The 13,525-nt window shown below is 52.7% G+C and carries 12 protein-coding genes, 1 pseudogene and 1 riboswitch; of the genes and pseudogenes, 5 read left to right on the top strand and 8 right to left on the bottom strand.

The genetic code is table 11. The annotated features are described in order from the left end of the window. Positions 1-41 precede the first annotated feature (41 nt). The 4 genes and pseudogenes from NK662_RS06365 to NK662_RS06350 all read right to left on the bottom strand — a co-directional run. A complete protein-coding gene (locus NK662_RS06365; RefSeq protein WP_254758080.1) occupies positions 42-179 on the bottom strand; it encodes a hypothetical protein in 138 nt (45 codons plus the stop codon). Positions 180-230: 51 nt separating this feature from the next. After that, positions 231-620, bottom strand: a complete 390-nt coding sequence (locus NK662_RS06360; protein WP_254758079.1) for a sporulation protein — start codon at positions 618-620, stop codon at positions 231-233. Between the two features lie 178 nt (positions 621-798). Further along, positions 799-1,800 carry an EAL domain-containing protein gene (locus NK662_RS06355; RefSeq protein ID WP_254758078.1) on the bottom strand — a complete coding sequence of 334 codons (1,002 nt, stop codon included), beginning with the start codon at positions 1,798-1,800 and terminating at the stop codon, positions 799-801. Positions 1,801-1,947: 147 nt separating this feature from the next. After that, positions 1,948-2,035: riboswitch (cyclic di-GMP riboswitch) on the bottom strand. Positions 2,036-2,038: 3 nt separating this feature from the next. Beyond that, positions 2,039-2,263, bottom strand: a pseudogene (locus NK662_RS06350) (hypothetical protein); the annotation flags it as partial. Positions 2,264-2,444: 181 nt separating this feature from the next. Here NK662_RS06350 and NK662_RS06345 point away from each other — a divergent pair. The 3 genes from NK662_RS06345 to NK662_RS06335 all read left to right on the top strand — a co-directional run bounded on the left by NK662_RS06345 (position 2,445) and on the right by NK662_RS06335 (position 6,434). Then, entirely contained in the window at positions 2,445-3,644 is a 1,200-nt protein-coding gene (locus NK662_RS06345) for an MFS transporter (protein ID WP_254758077.1), read from the top strand. A gap of 179 nt (positions 3,645-3,823) precedes the next feature. Next, the gene (locus NK662_RS06340; protein ID WP_254758076.1) at positions 3,824-5,125 is read left to right on the top strand and encodes an alkaline phosphatase family protein; all 1,302 of its coding nucleotides are present in this window, start codon (positions 3,824-3,826) and stop codon (positions 5,123-5,125) included. A gap of 22 nt (positions 5,126-5,147) precedes the next feature. Further along, complete coding sequence (locus NK662_RS06335) at positions 5,148-6,434, top strand: MFS transporter (protein ID WP_254758075.1); 1,287 nt, start codon at positions 5,148-5,150, stop codon at positions 6,432-6,434. Positions 6,435-6,476: 42 nt separating this feature from the next. Here the strand turns inward: NK662_RS06335 and NK662_RS06330 are convergent, their stop codons facing one another. Then, entirely contained in the window at positions 6,477-7,895 is a 1,419-nt protein-coding gene (locus NK662_RS06330; protein WP_254758074.1) for a SpoVR family protein, read from the bottom strand. Between the two features lie 291 nt (positions 7,896-8,186). On the opposite strand from NK662_RS06330, the gene NK662_RS06325 reads away from it, so the two are divergent. Further along, positions 8,187-9,332 (top strand): serine hydrolase domain-containing protein, encoded by a 1,146-nt coding sequence (locus NK662_RS06325; protein ID WP_254758073.1) that lies wholly within the window; start codon positions 8,187-8,189, stop codon positions 9,330-9,332. 39 nt (positions 9,333-9,371) lie between these two features. Here the strand turns inward: NK662_RS06325 and NK662_RS06320 are convergent, their stop codons facing one another. Both NK662_RS06320 and NK662_RS06315 read right to left on the bottom strand, forming a co-directional pair. Continuing rightward, a complete protein-coding gene (locus NK662_RS06320; RefSeq protein WP_254758072.1) occupies positions 9,372-10,787 on the bottom strand; it encodes a PH domain-containing protein in 1,416 nt (471 codons plus the stop codon). After that, positions 10,780-11,259, bottom strand: coding sequence for a PH domain-containing protein (locus NK662_RS06315; RefSeq protein WP_254758071.1), 480 nt, complete (start codon positions 11,257-11,259; stop codon positions 10,780-10,782). Before NK662_RS06315 ends, NK662_RS06320 begins: the two co-directional genes overlap by 8 nt. 160 nt (positions 11,260-11,419) lie before the next feature. Between NK662_RS06315 and NK662_RS06310 the strand changes: the two genes are divergently transcribed. Continuing rightward, positions 11,420-11,668 (top strand): YhdB family protein, encoded by a 249-nt coding sequence (locus NK662_RS06310; protein ID WP_254758070.1) that lies wholly within the window; start codon positions 11,420-11,422, stop codon positions 11,666-11,668. Positions 11,669-11,749: 81 nt separating this feature from the next. Here the strand turns inward: NK662_RS06310 and NK662_RS06305 are convergent, their stop codons facing one another. Continuing rightward, complete coding sequence (locus NK662_RS06305; RefSeq protein WP_254758069.1) at positions 11,750-13,492, bottom strand: phospho-sugar mutase; 1,743 nt, start codon at positions 13,490-13,492, stop codon at positions 11,750-11,752. Positions 13,493-13,525 lie beyond the last annotated feature (33 nt).

The raw sequence follows: 13,525 nt of genomic DNA, 5'->3' as shown, positions 1-13,525 counted from the left end.
GTTAAGAGCATACAAAAAAAAGAGGCTCTATCGCCTCTTCCTCAATGCCTGCGGACAATCCCCTTTACTGCAAATACCATGACATATACCACCAGCACTACAACGGCCAGCCAAATCAGCTGTGGCAGCGCAATGTATCCTGTCACCGCAGCAGCAATCAGCAAGGCCGCCAGCAGCATTCATGCTGTTCCCATTCCGGATCTCCTTCTCGATGGGGATGGGCATTGCCCTCAGGCAGTTCGAATGAAAATCTCCGCGGTATCGCGCTCCCGCCGGGCACCCGCAATATATAAAGTCGCCACAAGCTCAAACAAGGTCTGGGCATCCTCCTGCTCCTGAAGCGGCAGCTTGTACACAAATGGAAAGTGCCGTTCCTCTCCCTGTTCAATTGCGAACGGCCCCGTAATGTCCAATTCTGTATATTCTGTAACAGCCAACGGGAACGCCGCGTTGCGCTGCTTTACGGATACCGTCAGCCGTTCAATCCGCTGTCCTGTTCCGCCACCGCTTACCTGTACATATCCGGCCACTGCCTCTCCATTTCGATAAGCTGTCCTGAGAAGCCCCAGATGTGGTTTTGCTCCGCCAATTCCGGCCTTTGCCAGCATTCCTTTCATCATGTTCTCCTCTCCCTTCGTCTGTGTGGATACAACTATAGCAGATGAAGGAGAAGAATTTGTCTATGTAACAAACTGCTAATTGGGCTGTAATGGGAATATGATATTGTTCCTTCCAGCTGTAACATTGTTACAAAAGCGGCAGGCAGAGCAGCTGAAGCCGCCCTGCCCCGCGCGATTATTATGAAAGCACCCGGCGCACCGGCTCAGGCTGCGGCTTTCCCAAATAATAGCCCTGAAACAAATCATAGCCCAGCTCCTGCAAACACTGCATATCCTCCAGTGTCTCCACACCTTCCGCCAGCGCCGATCCGCCAATGCTGTGAGTCATTTGCGCAATTTCAAGGGCCGCCTTCTGCTTTTCCCGGTCCAGACTGATGCCCTGCACGTGCTCCATCGCCAGCTTCACAATGTCCGGACGCAGCTTTTGAATTTTGGAAGCATGATTATACCCTGTTCCTACATCATCCAAAGCGTATTTGAAGCCGTGATGGCGATAATACTCCAGAATGGACTGCAGATGCCGGATGTCCTGCACCTCATCCGTCTCCACCACTTCAAACACGATCTGCTCGGGACGCAGCTTCGTTTGCTTCACCAACTGAAATGTACTGGCCAGACAGTGCTCCGGTACATAAATGGCCGTGGGAATAAAATTAATGAACAGCAAACAATCCGTCATGCTTCCAGCATTGCGAATCGCCTCCAAACGGCACAGACGGTCCAAGGAGAACAACCGATTCCGCACTCTGGCCGCCTCAAACATATGATAAGGAGAAATGATGCTGCCATCCTCCCGTACCCCGCGCGCCAGCAGCTCGTAGCCGATGACCTCCGCCGCAGTTCCATTCAGCCGGACAATGGGCTGATAGTAGGTTGCAATATTTCTCTTGCGGATCAGCTCATCAATCCAGCTTGCTTCCCGCTGCTGTGAAAGTGCTGCAACCGGCTGCACTGCCCCTTCGAACTGCAATGGATTCATCGGCCGGGCCGGAGCTGCCTGCACTTGGCTGTTCGTCTGCAGTGCATCCATCATTTCAAAAAACAGCCCATCCTCTGCCCAAAAGGTGCGGCTGTCAAGCTTTTGAAATCTCGGAGCAGGCTCGTCCTTCACATACGGCATCAACTTCTCAATTGAGAACCCATCTGGCAATACGACTGTGTAGCCACGGACAGACGGCATACAAACCTCACATCCCGCTTGCATTCGCTCACCGCCATTTCATTTATCTTTATATAAAAATAAAAGGTTTTTATTGCCAAAAAAATAGTGCTATTCAATAAGAAAGAATAACACTCAATGGAATGATAACGTGGTGTCACAGTTATCTTCGGCAACTGGCTGGCATAGTCCGGGCAAGACCTTAGCCCCTGTAGCTTTGCGTCGCCAGGTTTCCCTGGGTTTGCATTTATCGGAATATCTACATTATATAAGATCGAATCGAATTTTTCAGCATATTTATAGGTGTTCCAATATTTACATAATCATGAGCCGCCTGCAGAGGATGCTGCCGCTCCGGCAATGCCGCCATCATGGCAGCCTGCTGCGCCTGAATGAGCACCTCCAGCATGGTTTGCAGACCTGTTTCAGCTGCTTGGGACGCGCCTTTCTCGCTCACGAACAGCTGAACAGCAATGAGAATCGTTCCCCCGTTTCCTACATGCTTCCTTCTCATTATACTACCATTCCATATTTAGGAATATCATGTATGCAGGCAGAAAGAGCCCGCATGCTCCACAAGCGTTTTGCTTGCAAAAACACCTCCATGCACGTAGGATGGTGGAATTGAATTTATATGTAACGATTTTCAAGGAGGCATTGTATCTGTGACGAAGTCAGCCACATACAGCAAGAACTATTCTCTCATGACCGCCATCCTGTTCTGGTGCGGTCTTGTCGTGCTCATGAGCATGTACATTACTATCCCATTGACCCCTGTTTTCACCCGCTCCTTCCATGTCAGCCTGGCACGGGCAGCTTGGATGGGCAGCTGCTTTTCCCTTTGCTATGCACTGGGCTGTCTCCTGTACGGTCCCTTCTCAGACCGGTACGGACGCAAAATCTTTTTGACGGCCAGCATGGGTTTGCTTGCCGCCGTAACCCTTGCTTGCGGCTTCACGGACCATTTCTACGGCCTGCTGCTGCTCAGAGGCGTGCAGGGGCTGGTGGCGGCTGCCTTTGCGCCCATCGCCCTCGTCTATGCCGGCGAAATGTTCCCGCCCGCCAAACGGATGACGGCTGTCGGCTTTATCAGCTCCGGGCTGCTTATGGCCGGCATCGCCGGACAGGTGTTCAGCAGCCTTGTGAATGAGTATTGGGGCTGGCACACCATTTTCGTTATTCTAGGAGTGCTCTATGCCCTGACAGCTCTGCTCGTTCTTGTATATTTGCCGAAGGATGATATCGCAAGGCCGCAGGAGAACATACTCATGAAATTCGGGCAAATGTCCGCTCTGCTTAAGCAGACACAGCTGCTGCTTGCGTTTTCCGTTACCTTCATGCTGTTATTGTCGCTGGTCGGCATGTATACGATTCTCGGAAGCTACCTGGCGTCCGCATTTCATCTGACAAACCAGGACATTCTGTACGTGCGGGCCGCCGGTATTGCAGGTATGCTCATCTCCCCATTTGCCGGCCGGATTGCACAAAAGCTCGGCATGATCACAGTGCTGCGGAGCGGATTGGCGCTGGCCGCTTTTGGCTTGCTGGCACTTGGCATCAGCCCTGTCCTGCCGCTGATCGTACTGATGAGTGTCTTGTTCGTGGCCGGCATTGCCATCGTCACGCCGATGAATATTTCTCTTATCAGCCAGTTGGCCGGAAACGCCAGAGGAAGCGCCATTTCCTTCAACGCATTCATCCTGTTCCTCGGTGCCAGCACCGGCCCCTTGCTGGCGCTGCGCCTCTTGCAAGCAGGGCAGTATCTCTTTGCGTTTGAAAGCTTCGGCGGCATTCTCGCCATCGGCCTTCTTCTATCCTTCGCCATTAAGCCGACACAATCGGCTTCTGTACGCACCGCGGCATAACAGGCCTGCTGTCCCATGGACAGCAGGCTTTTTATGCTGCAAGGCATGAGTTGTAGCCGGAAGAGAATAAAATAAGATAAGGCTCTCTCTGTTAATTTTATCCGACAATTCTGTAAAGACAGCCCTATCCCCCCTGTTTTCCCTTACAATAGAGATACAGCAATTCCCGGAGGTGCACTATGAAGCGACTCACGGACCATCTCATTGTCATCTCGTTTGACTGCCTCTCTGCCTTAGATTTGCCCGTTATCAAGCAGTTGCCCCATTTCCAGGCATTGCTGCAGCGCGGCGCCCTTGCACAGCAGGTACAAACCATCTATCCTTCTATCACCTATCCTTGCCATGCCACCATTGTGACGGGCAGGCTGCCGAACCGGCACGGCATCACAAGCAACACCCTGCTGCAGCCGGGCCGATCTTCTCCGGATTGGCATTGGCACCGGAGAGATGTACAGGGCACCACCCTGTATGATGAAGCGAGAAAAGCCGGGCTCACCACAGCTGCCCTGCTTTGGCCCGTAACCGCAAAGGCTGACATTGACTACAACATGCCGGAGATTTTCGCCAACCGTCCCTGGCACAATCAAATTCTCGTCTCTCTCTTGAACGGTTCACCGCTGTATCAATGGGAGCTGAACCGCTTGTTCGGCCATCTGCGCAACGGGCTCAGCCAGCCGGAGCTCGATGATTTCGTGCTCGCCTCCACCGTCCATACCATCCAAACAAAAAAGCCGAACCTGCTGCTTGTCCATTTTACCGATCTGGATACACAGCGCCATCTTCATGGTTTTTCCTCGGAGGAGGCAATGGCGGCGCTGCGGCGGCACGATGAACGGCTCGGGGCCATCACCAACGCGTTACAGCAAAGCGGCCTCTATGACCACTCTACTCTTGTCGCTCTCGGCGACCACAGCGCGCTCGATGAAGCCATCGCCATCAAAGTGAATGTGCTGCTGCGGAAGCATGGCCTCCTATCCGTTAATACGAAGGGAAAGCTGCGGCACTGGGATGCCTACTGTCAGAGCTGTGACGGCTCAGCTTACATTCATGTAAAGAAGAAGGATACCGCAACACTGCAGACACTGCAAAAGCTGCTGGAGTCCCTGCTGCAGGATCCTGAAAGCGGCATTGAGCAAATGTTAACAGGAGCCGAAGCAGAAAAAAGGGGGGCTGACGGGACGTGCGCTTTTCTGCTGGAGGCAAAGCAAGGCTACTATTTCCTGGAGGATTATGAAGGAGCGTATCTGCGGGAGAATACGGCAGGGGACATGGACCGAAAAAAATACACCCGGGCCACGCATGGCTATTCACCCGAAAAGCCGGATTACTCCACGATTGTCATGGCCGCCGGCCGGGGCATTCAGCCCGGCACTATTCCTTTTATACGGCTCATTGATGAAGGGCCGACATTCGCCCGGCTTCTCGGGCTGGACCTTGGGGATACAGATGGCCGGGCCGTCGAAGAATTGCTGCAGCAATAACATATGAGGGAGGTTGATGACCATGAAACGAGATGCAACCAAACAAGAGCGCAGCTGGGTCCTGTACGACTGGGCCAACTCCGCCTACTCTGTTATCATTACAACCGCTGTTTTTCCGCTGTACTTTAAAGCCGCGACCGACACGGCCGGCATTTCACCCGCCTCATCCACCGCCTACTGGGGCTATGCCAACTCCATTGCCACCCTGCTCGTATCCCTGCTTGCCCCGATTCTTGGCACGATAGCTGACTACCGCGGCTTTAAAAAGCGCTTCTTCACCTTCTTTCTTGGCCTCGGAGTCGTCTTCACCGGACTGCTCGCCGTCGTGCCGCAGCAGCAATGGCTCCTGCTGCTTGTCCTGTACATGCTGACAGTCATCGGCTTTACCGGCACGAATATTTTTTACGATGCCTTCCTTGTCGATGTCACCACGGAAGAGCGGATGAACGCCGTTTCCGCGCGCGGCTATGCCATGGGCTATATCGGCAGCACCATTCCCTTCATCCTGAGCATCGCGCTCATCCTCTTGGCCCAGCAGGAAATCCTCCCGTTCTCAGTCGGAGCTGCCAGCCAGATGTCGTTCGGCATCACTGCCCTTTGGTGGGGGCTGTTCACCATCCCGATGCTGCGGCACGTCGAGCAAATCTACTACAAAGAGCCTGAGCCCCATCCGGTGCGGCAAAGCTTCAAAACGCTCGGGCAAACCTTCAAGAATATCAAAGCCAACCGGGCCATTTTCCTTTTCCTGCTTGCCTACTTCTTCTACATTGACGGCGTGGACACCATTATTAGAATGGCGAGCGCATATGGGGCAGACCTCGGCGTCAGCTCCACCAGCCTGCTGATCATTCTCTTTGCCACACAGGTGGTGGCCGCCCCGTTTGCCATGCTGTATGGCCGGCTGGCGCAAAAATTCGGTGAAAAGCCGATGCTGTATGCCGGCGTCACTGTTTACATCATCATCTGTATTTATGCATATTTCTTAAACTCCACGCTCGATTTCTGGATTCTGGCCATGCTGGTCGCCACGTCACAGGGCGGCATTCAAGCCATCAGCCGCTCCTACTTCGCCCAGCTCGTCCCGAAGGAGTCGGCCAATGAGTTTTTCGGCTTCTACAACATCTTTGGCAAGTTTGCCACCATTATGGGACCATTCCTGGTCGGTATTGCCACCCAGCTGACCGGCAGCACAAACAGCGGCGTATTCAGCCTCATTCTCCTGTTCCTGATTGGCGGATTCGTGCTTACCCGCGTGCCAAGCGCGGCGAAAGTAACTGCTGATGCTTCCGCTTCCCAGACAATTTCTTAACAGCAAAGGCTGTCGGACGAAGCTGTCCGACAGCCTTTTTTCCTATAGATATTTCCGATGCATCACCTTTCCATCAAACGTAAACAGCACGCCCTTGTTCTCAATCACTGTCTCCATGTGAACCGAACGGCCCCAAAGCTGGTGGATGTATGGCAGCACCTTCTCCAGATACTTCACATCGAGTTCAATCCCCTCATAGCCGTGCTTCAAATACAGCTCGCCGTTCTTCAGGTAGTCCCCGTCATTGATAGTGAGATATGGAAAGCCGCCGTTGACCCGCATGTTGACGAGCTGGTCACGGACATGCTCCCACTCCTTGTCGACCACCTTGTACTCCTTGCCCTGCTTCTGGAACAGATACATATCCTCGCGCATGACAAGCTCCTTATTCAAGTAGTTGCGCAGGAAGGAGATATCCGACTCCACCTCGCGCACCTCAAACATGCGGGCCCGGCCGGAGCCTGGCTGGATGCCAAGGCGCTTCATTTCCTCCGTCGGGTTGTCATAGCGCTGCTCGATGTCCTCGAAAATCTTCAAGCCGAGGTAATAGGGGTTGATGCTTGTTTTTGACGGCTGCACGACACCCGCATTCAGCTTGGCGAACTCGACCGCTTCATCGCTCGTCAGGTCCATCTCACGCAGGATGCGCTGATGCCAATAACTCGCCCAGCCTTCGTTCATGATCTTCGTCTCCAGCTGTGGCCAGAAGTACAGCATCTCCTCGCGCATCATCGTCAGAATGTCGCGCTGCCAGTCCTCCAGCTCGCGGCTGTACTCTTCAATAAATAACAGAATATCCTTTTCCGGCTGCGGCGGGAACTTTTTCTTTCTTCGGACACCCTTCTGCTCCTGCCTTTGGTTCCGCTGATCCAGCCCCCACAGATCGTCATACGGTGTGGCCGCAGGCTTTGCTTCTCCCTCTTCCTCCAAGTCATCCATGCTCCAGGCAAGCTTCGGCCGCATCAGAGACGGGTCAATATGCTCCTGAATCGCCAGCACCGCATCAAGAAACTTCTCCACGGCTTCTTTGCCGTACTCATGCTCATAATACTTGATCCGGTCCGCCGTCGCCGCCATGCTCTCCACCATGTCGCGTTTTGTGTTGCTGAAGCGGACATTATTCTTGAAGAAATCACAGTGTGCCAGCACGTGGGCCACAATCAGCTTGTTTTGGATCAGCGTGTTGGAATCCAGCAAGAAGGCGTAGCATGGATCGGAGTTGATGACAAGCTCATAAATCTTGCTGAGCCCCAGATCATACTGCAGCTTCATCCGGAAAAACTGCTTGCCGAAGCTCCAATGGGAGAAGCGTGTCGGCATGCCATAAGCGCCAAAGGTATAGATAATTTCCGCCGGGCAAATTTCGTAACGCATTGGATAAAAGTCGAGACCAAAGCCTTCCGCAATTTCCGTAATTTCATCAATCGCATATTCAAGAGCTTTATAATCAGCTTCCCGCACTAGGCGCGCCCCCTTTTTTTCCTCTCTTATCACAATGTATGAGGAAAGGGGACATTTCATGAAGGATTGCCTTGTCCTGGATCTTTCTTAGGGTCTCACTTCTCTCCCGCCTCGTATAGTCTGAAATAAAAAGCATCCAGGAAATGCACTTTATAGCTATCAGCAGCAAGTCAAAATATGATACCTTTTACTTACATTTTTTCATAAATCATACTAAAGAGAAAGACCTGCTCAGCGGGCTCATTGTATAATACGAGGGGTATAGATAGATGTAGATTAGGGGATGCCATGATGAAGAAGGAAAGATTTTTGACAGCAGGATTGCTTGGAGCCGGACTGCTGGCTGCGGGAGGGCTGGCACTGAAGCCCGCCGCCGGCAGTCCGCCTCCTGTGCAGCAGACAGCCATTCAGACAGAAGTCCATACTACAGTACAGACTGCAGCACCGCAGCACCCGGAGGAAGTCCGGACTCGTTTAGATGAGGAGCTGGCAGCCCGCATTGATGAGCAATTGAAAAAGAAGGATTTCAATGGCACTGCCCTGATTATGCACCGGGGCAATACACTGATCGACAAGGGGTATGGATATTCAGATTTCGCAGCACAACAAACCAACAGCCCTGAAGCACAGTATTATGTAGGTTCCATAACGAAGGTAATAGTAGCTGTGGCAATTTTGCAACTGCAGGAGCAGGGAAAGCTGAGTGTGGATGACAATGTGCACAAATATGTGCCGGCATTTCCGGAAAGTGCCAATGTGACGCTCCGGGGGCTGCTGACGCATACGTCCGGTCTGGCGGACCATGGCGGCAAGCTCGATTATGCATCCGCCGAGCGCTTGGCCGCTTCCATCGGAAAGATCCCGCTGACAGATGCTCCCGGCACTGCCTGGCGGTACACCGACCGGAATTATATGGTGCTGACTGCAATTGTGGAGAAGGTGTGCCAACGCCCAATTGCGGAGTATGCACAGCAGTGCGTCCTGCAGCCTGCAGGGATGGGAGCCTCCGGTTTTGGAAAACCCGGGAAATCGGACACGCGTGTGACAAAGGGCTACATGTTAAAGGATGGCCAGACAGTGCCGGGCGATGCGCTTTCCTTCCGGGCCTTGTACGGCACTGGTGACTTGTATACAACCACACACGATCTGCAGCGGCTCGACAGCGCCATTCTTTCCGGAAAGCTGCTGTCGGAGGCCAGCCGGAAGCAGATGTTCACGCCGCCGGAGCGCATCAACAGCAGCTTCGGCTTTGGCTTCTATACAACACCGCTCTACCATAATCAAGGTGTGCTGCCAGGGTGGGTGGCCTTTAATAGCTTTACACCGGATAACCAAACGTATGTAATCCTATTATCCAACCGGAAGCACCAGAATGCGGACGAAGATTACCAATTGAGTAAAGAGGTGCTGCAAATGGTGCAGGAGGTCAAATTATAAAGCAGCCTGAGCTCATCAGGCTGCTTTATTTTGTGGAATTCATGAGACATTCCGCACCTTCTGTGAAGAATACCAGGCGCGCAGCAGCACTCCCAGCGACTCGTCGCTGTCCTTTACCGCAAAGCTTGCCGACAGCGCCCCGGACTTTACGTGAAGCCGGACCGTGCAGAGTGAGGCATAGTCCTGCCATACTGTCCGGCTGACTGCCAGCGACTGAATATGCTTGCGCTGCACCAGTACAGTTACCCGGTTCAGACGCCGTCTGGAGAGGATCACCTGCTGGCCCTCCAGGCTCCAGCCGGCATCCCAATACTGCCAGAACCCGAATAACATGGCGCCTGCCAGCACCGGCGGCAGCACATACTTCATGACAGGGAAGAAATAGAATGCCGTAAAGCCAGCCACAGCAAGCGGCAAAGCCGCCCGTATCATGTAGCGTCTTTGTGCCCGCCGCGGCAGGCGCACGAACGAAGTCTGCGGCACATAACCGGGCAGGAACACACGCAACAGCCCGGGCAGTTCCCGTTTTGGCACAAGAGGCAGGCAGATATAACTGAATTTCTCATGCTCATCCTCTTGGCTGCCGGCGCTCAACAGATGTACGGTGGCAAAGCCAAGCCACTGTCTCACCATATTTTCTTCAATCTTCACAGCCTGAATCCGCTTGAGCGGAATAACCACCTTTTTCTTCTCAAACAAACCGCGGGTCATGACAAGCTCATCCCGCTGGCGGACAAGACGAAAACCGTAATACTTTTGATATACGAGCAGCATGCCCACAGCCCAAGCCAACAGACCGAGAACAAGGATGCCAATGGCATAAAATCCGGCTGTTTTTTCGTAAAAAAAGGCGAGGGCATCCGGAATATCAAAGTAATCATCCAGCTCTGAATACAAGCCGACTGCCGCCGACAGCACAAGCCCGACACTCCCCGAAGTGGCTGCATACAGCAGAAGCCGCCTCTTTGACAGCTCATAGGACGAGAGCTGCTCTTCCTCTGACGCAGCTTGTCCATGTGAAAAAACCCGCTGAATCCATACAGCCTCTTCCCTTGTAATGGCCGTCAGCACACCCTCATGGTCATTGCCGCCGCTGGCCGTCTCAATTTGCAGCTTCACCAGGCCGAACAGGCGGTGGACAATATCCTGCAGCTCATGGATCGACTGCATCCGTTCCTTCGGGATATACCGCTTATTGCGCAGCCAAATGCCGCTCTCAATACAAATTTGATCCGGCTCTACCATATAGGTGAATCTGCGCCATCTAATAAAGGCAAAGGTGAACAAAAGCACCAGAAACAGCAGTGCGAGCAGAAGTGAATTCCAAAATGGGGAAAACGGCAGGCTGTTGCGGAAACGAAATACGGCAAACATACTTAGGGGGCCTAAATTCCAAATATATGCACCCATATTCAGCAGCACTGCCGCCGGGTGCAACCGCCGCTTCTCAAACATCTTCCGTCGCCGCCCTTGCCAGCTTGGACAGCTGCATCCGGAGCTGCTCCGCTTCCTCGTAAGCAACTGCCGGAATTTCATGCTTGGTTGCCGCTGTTGTAATTTCTACCGACGCCAGCCCGTAGCGGCGCAAAAACGGCCCCTGCCGCACATCCACATGCTGGACCCGGACCATGGGAATCAGTGTTTTCGTTGTAATGACCACACCATGCTGCAGGTCAATTTCTTCTTCATAAATTACATAACGCCAACGCTGCCAACGCAGCTTGGGCAGAACAATGACAGTAAAGAATGCAAGCAGCATCAGGCTGCCCAAGCAAACCGCATGCAGCCACATCAGGGAACGCAAGGAAGAAATGCCCCAGGCCACAGCCGCATACAGCAGTACAGCAAATCCGTTTCCAACCAAGGCTGTCAGGCGCCAGACGCGCACAGCCCGTTCATCTATATAATGCTCCAAGCGGGAACGCAATATCAAACACCTCAATCCACAAAAGCTTTCCATTGCCTTCCTCTATCTAACCATACTTTGTGCCCGATTTGGTGTAACAATTTGTTAACAATTTTCTTCCTGCTTTATTTGTCCGCCATCACGCGCACACTATAACTACTCCTCAGCAAGGAGGGCTGACATGAATCACTATACGGATTATGATAAAGCCTTGTACTACACCTATTGCTGCAGCTGGGACCAGCTGCTTGTCCTGATGGTGCAAACAGAGGATGAGGTATTTTCCAAACGCATTGAGCATTTCCTCCATGCGTACAAGTATTCCAAGGATTTGTCAGAAGTGGATAAGCAGCTGCAGCTGCTGTTTCAATATATCGACCATGCCTCGCAAAAGGCATATGTACAACAGATGGAAGAAGTCTACACATAAAGATTTGATTCCTGTGGAACATCAAGAAAAGCCAGGGCTCGCAGCCCTGGCTTTCATTATGAAACGCGTTACATCCTTGCATTACTTTGCCAGACATTCGTTGACCTTCTCCATGAACGCTTCAGATACAGCCGCCAGCTTCTGTTCGCTGTCTGCCAGGCTGCCTCCCTGTACGCCAAAATAAAACTTCACCTTTGGCTCTGTTCCGGATGGACGCAGGCACACCCAAGATCCGTCCTCAAGGAAATATTTCAGCACATTGGATTTTGGCAGCTCGATTGCCGCTTTGCTTCCGCTTTCCGCTTCCGTGCGGACACTTGTTTTATAGTCCTCCACTGCTTTCACCTGATAGCCGGCGAATTCCGTCGGCATATCTTCACGGAAGGATGCCAGCAGTGCGGCAATTTGCTCAGCGCCATCTTTTCCTTTCAGTGTAAGTGACTTCAAGCCTTCCCGGTAGAAGCCGTATTTGGCAAAGACCTCGAGCAGCCCTTCATACATGGTCATGCCGCGCTTCTTATAATAAGCCGCCACTTCAATTGCAAAAATGGTTGCCTGCACAGCATCCTTGTCGCGCACGAAGTCACCGATGAGATAGCCATAGCTTTCCTCATAGCCAAACTGGAACACATACTCGCCCGTTGTCTCATACTGTTTGATTTTTTCGCCGATAAATTTAAAGCCTGTCAGCGTATCAACAGTTTGCAGCCCGTAATGTTCCGCAATCGCACGGCCGATTTCAGATGTTACAATTGTCTTCAGCACGATGCCGTTTGCCGGCAGAATGCCCTGCTCCTTCTTCTGGGACAACAGATATTCCAGCATCAGTGCGCCTGTCTGGTTACCTGTCAACACAACATACTCGCCCTCTGTATTCTTGACTGCCACACCGAGACGGTCCGCATCCGGGTCTGTCGCCACCAGCACATCCGCATCGATTTCTGTTCCGTACTGAATAGCCAGCGTGAACGCTTCATGCTCCTCCGGATTTGGCGAGTTCACAGTGGAGAAGTTTGGATCCGGCAGCTCCTGCTCCTTCACAACGGCCACATTTGTATATCCCAGTGCCGCCAATGCCTGGCGCACAGGCTTATTGGATGTGCCGTGCAGCGGCGAGAAGACAATTTTCAAGGAGTCCCCCAATTCAGCAGCCAGCTCTGGACGCACGGAGATGGTCTTCAGCTTCTCCACATACTTCTTATCCATTTCTGTGCCGACCATCTGAATGAGACCTTTTTGCTTCAGCACTTCTTCTGCCTCAACCTCAATCTCCAGTTCGTTCTCCACTTCATTGACCTTCTGGATAACCTGATCTGCCTCATAAGGCGGAAGCTGGCCGCCGTCTTCGCCGTATACCTTATAGCCGTTGTACTCCGGCGGATTGTGGCTCGCTGTTACCACAATACCGGAGAACGCACCCAACTCACGCACGGCAAAAGACAGCTCCGGCGTAGGGCGCAGCTCTTCAAATACATATGTTTGAATACCGTGGGAAGCCAGCGTTTTGGCAGCCTCCATCGCAAACTCAGGAGATTTATGGCGGGAATCATACGCAATGGCAACACCTCGCTGCTTTGCGCTTTCTCCATATGCTTCAATAAAGCGGGCGAGGCCCTCTGAAGCCTTACGGACGGTGTACACATTCATGCGGTTGGTGCCCGGCCCGATTTCCCCGCGCATCCCGCCTGTACCAAACTCCAAATCCCGGTAAAAGCAGTCTTCCAGCTCCTTCTCCTTGCCTTCCAGGTGCGAAAGAGCCTCCTTCATTTCCTGGTCCAGCGCGGATGCATTCATCCAACGTTCATATGCTTGCTTCCAGCTCATTATATCCTCTCCTGTGTGAAAATTATGCTGCGG

This window comes from Ectobacillus ponti, assembly GCF_024294785.1.
GTDB classification, from domain to species: domain Bacteria; phylum Bacillota; class Bacilli; order Bacillales; family Bacillaceae_G; genus Ectobacillus; species Ectobacillus ponti.
The sequence above is the reverse complement of the archived record's forward strand: the minus strand, read 5'-3'. Positions and strand labels throughout refer to the sequence as shown.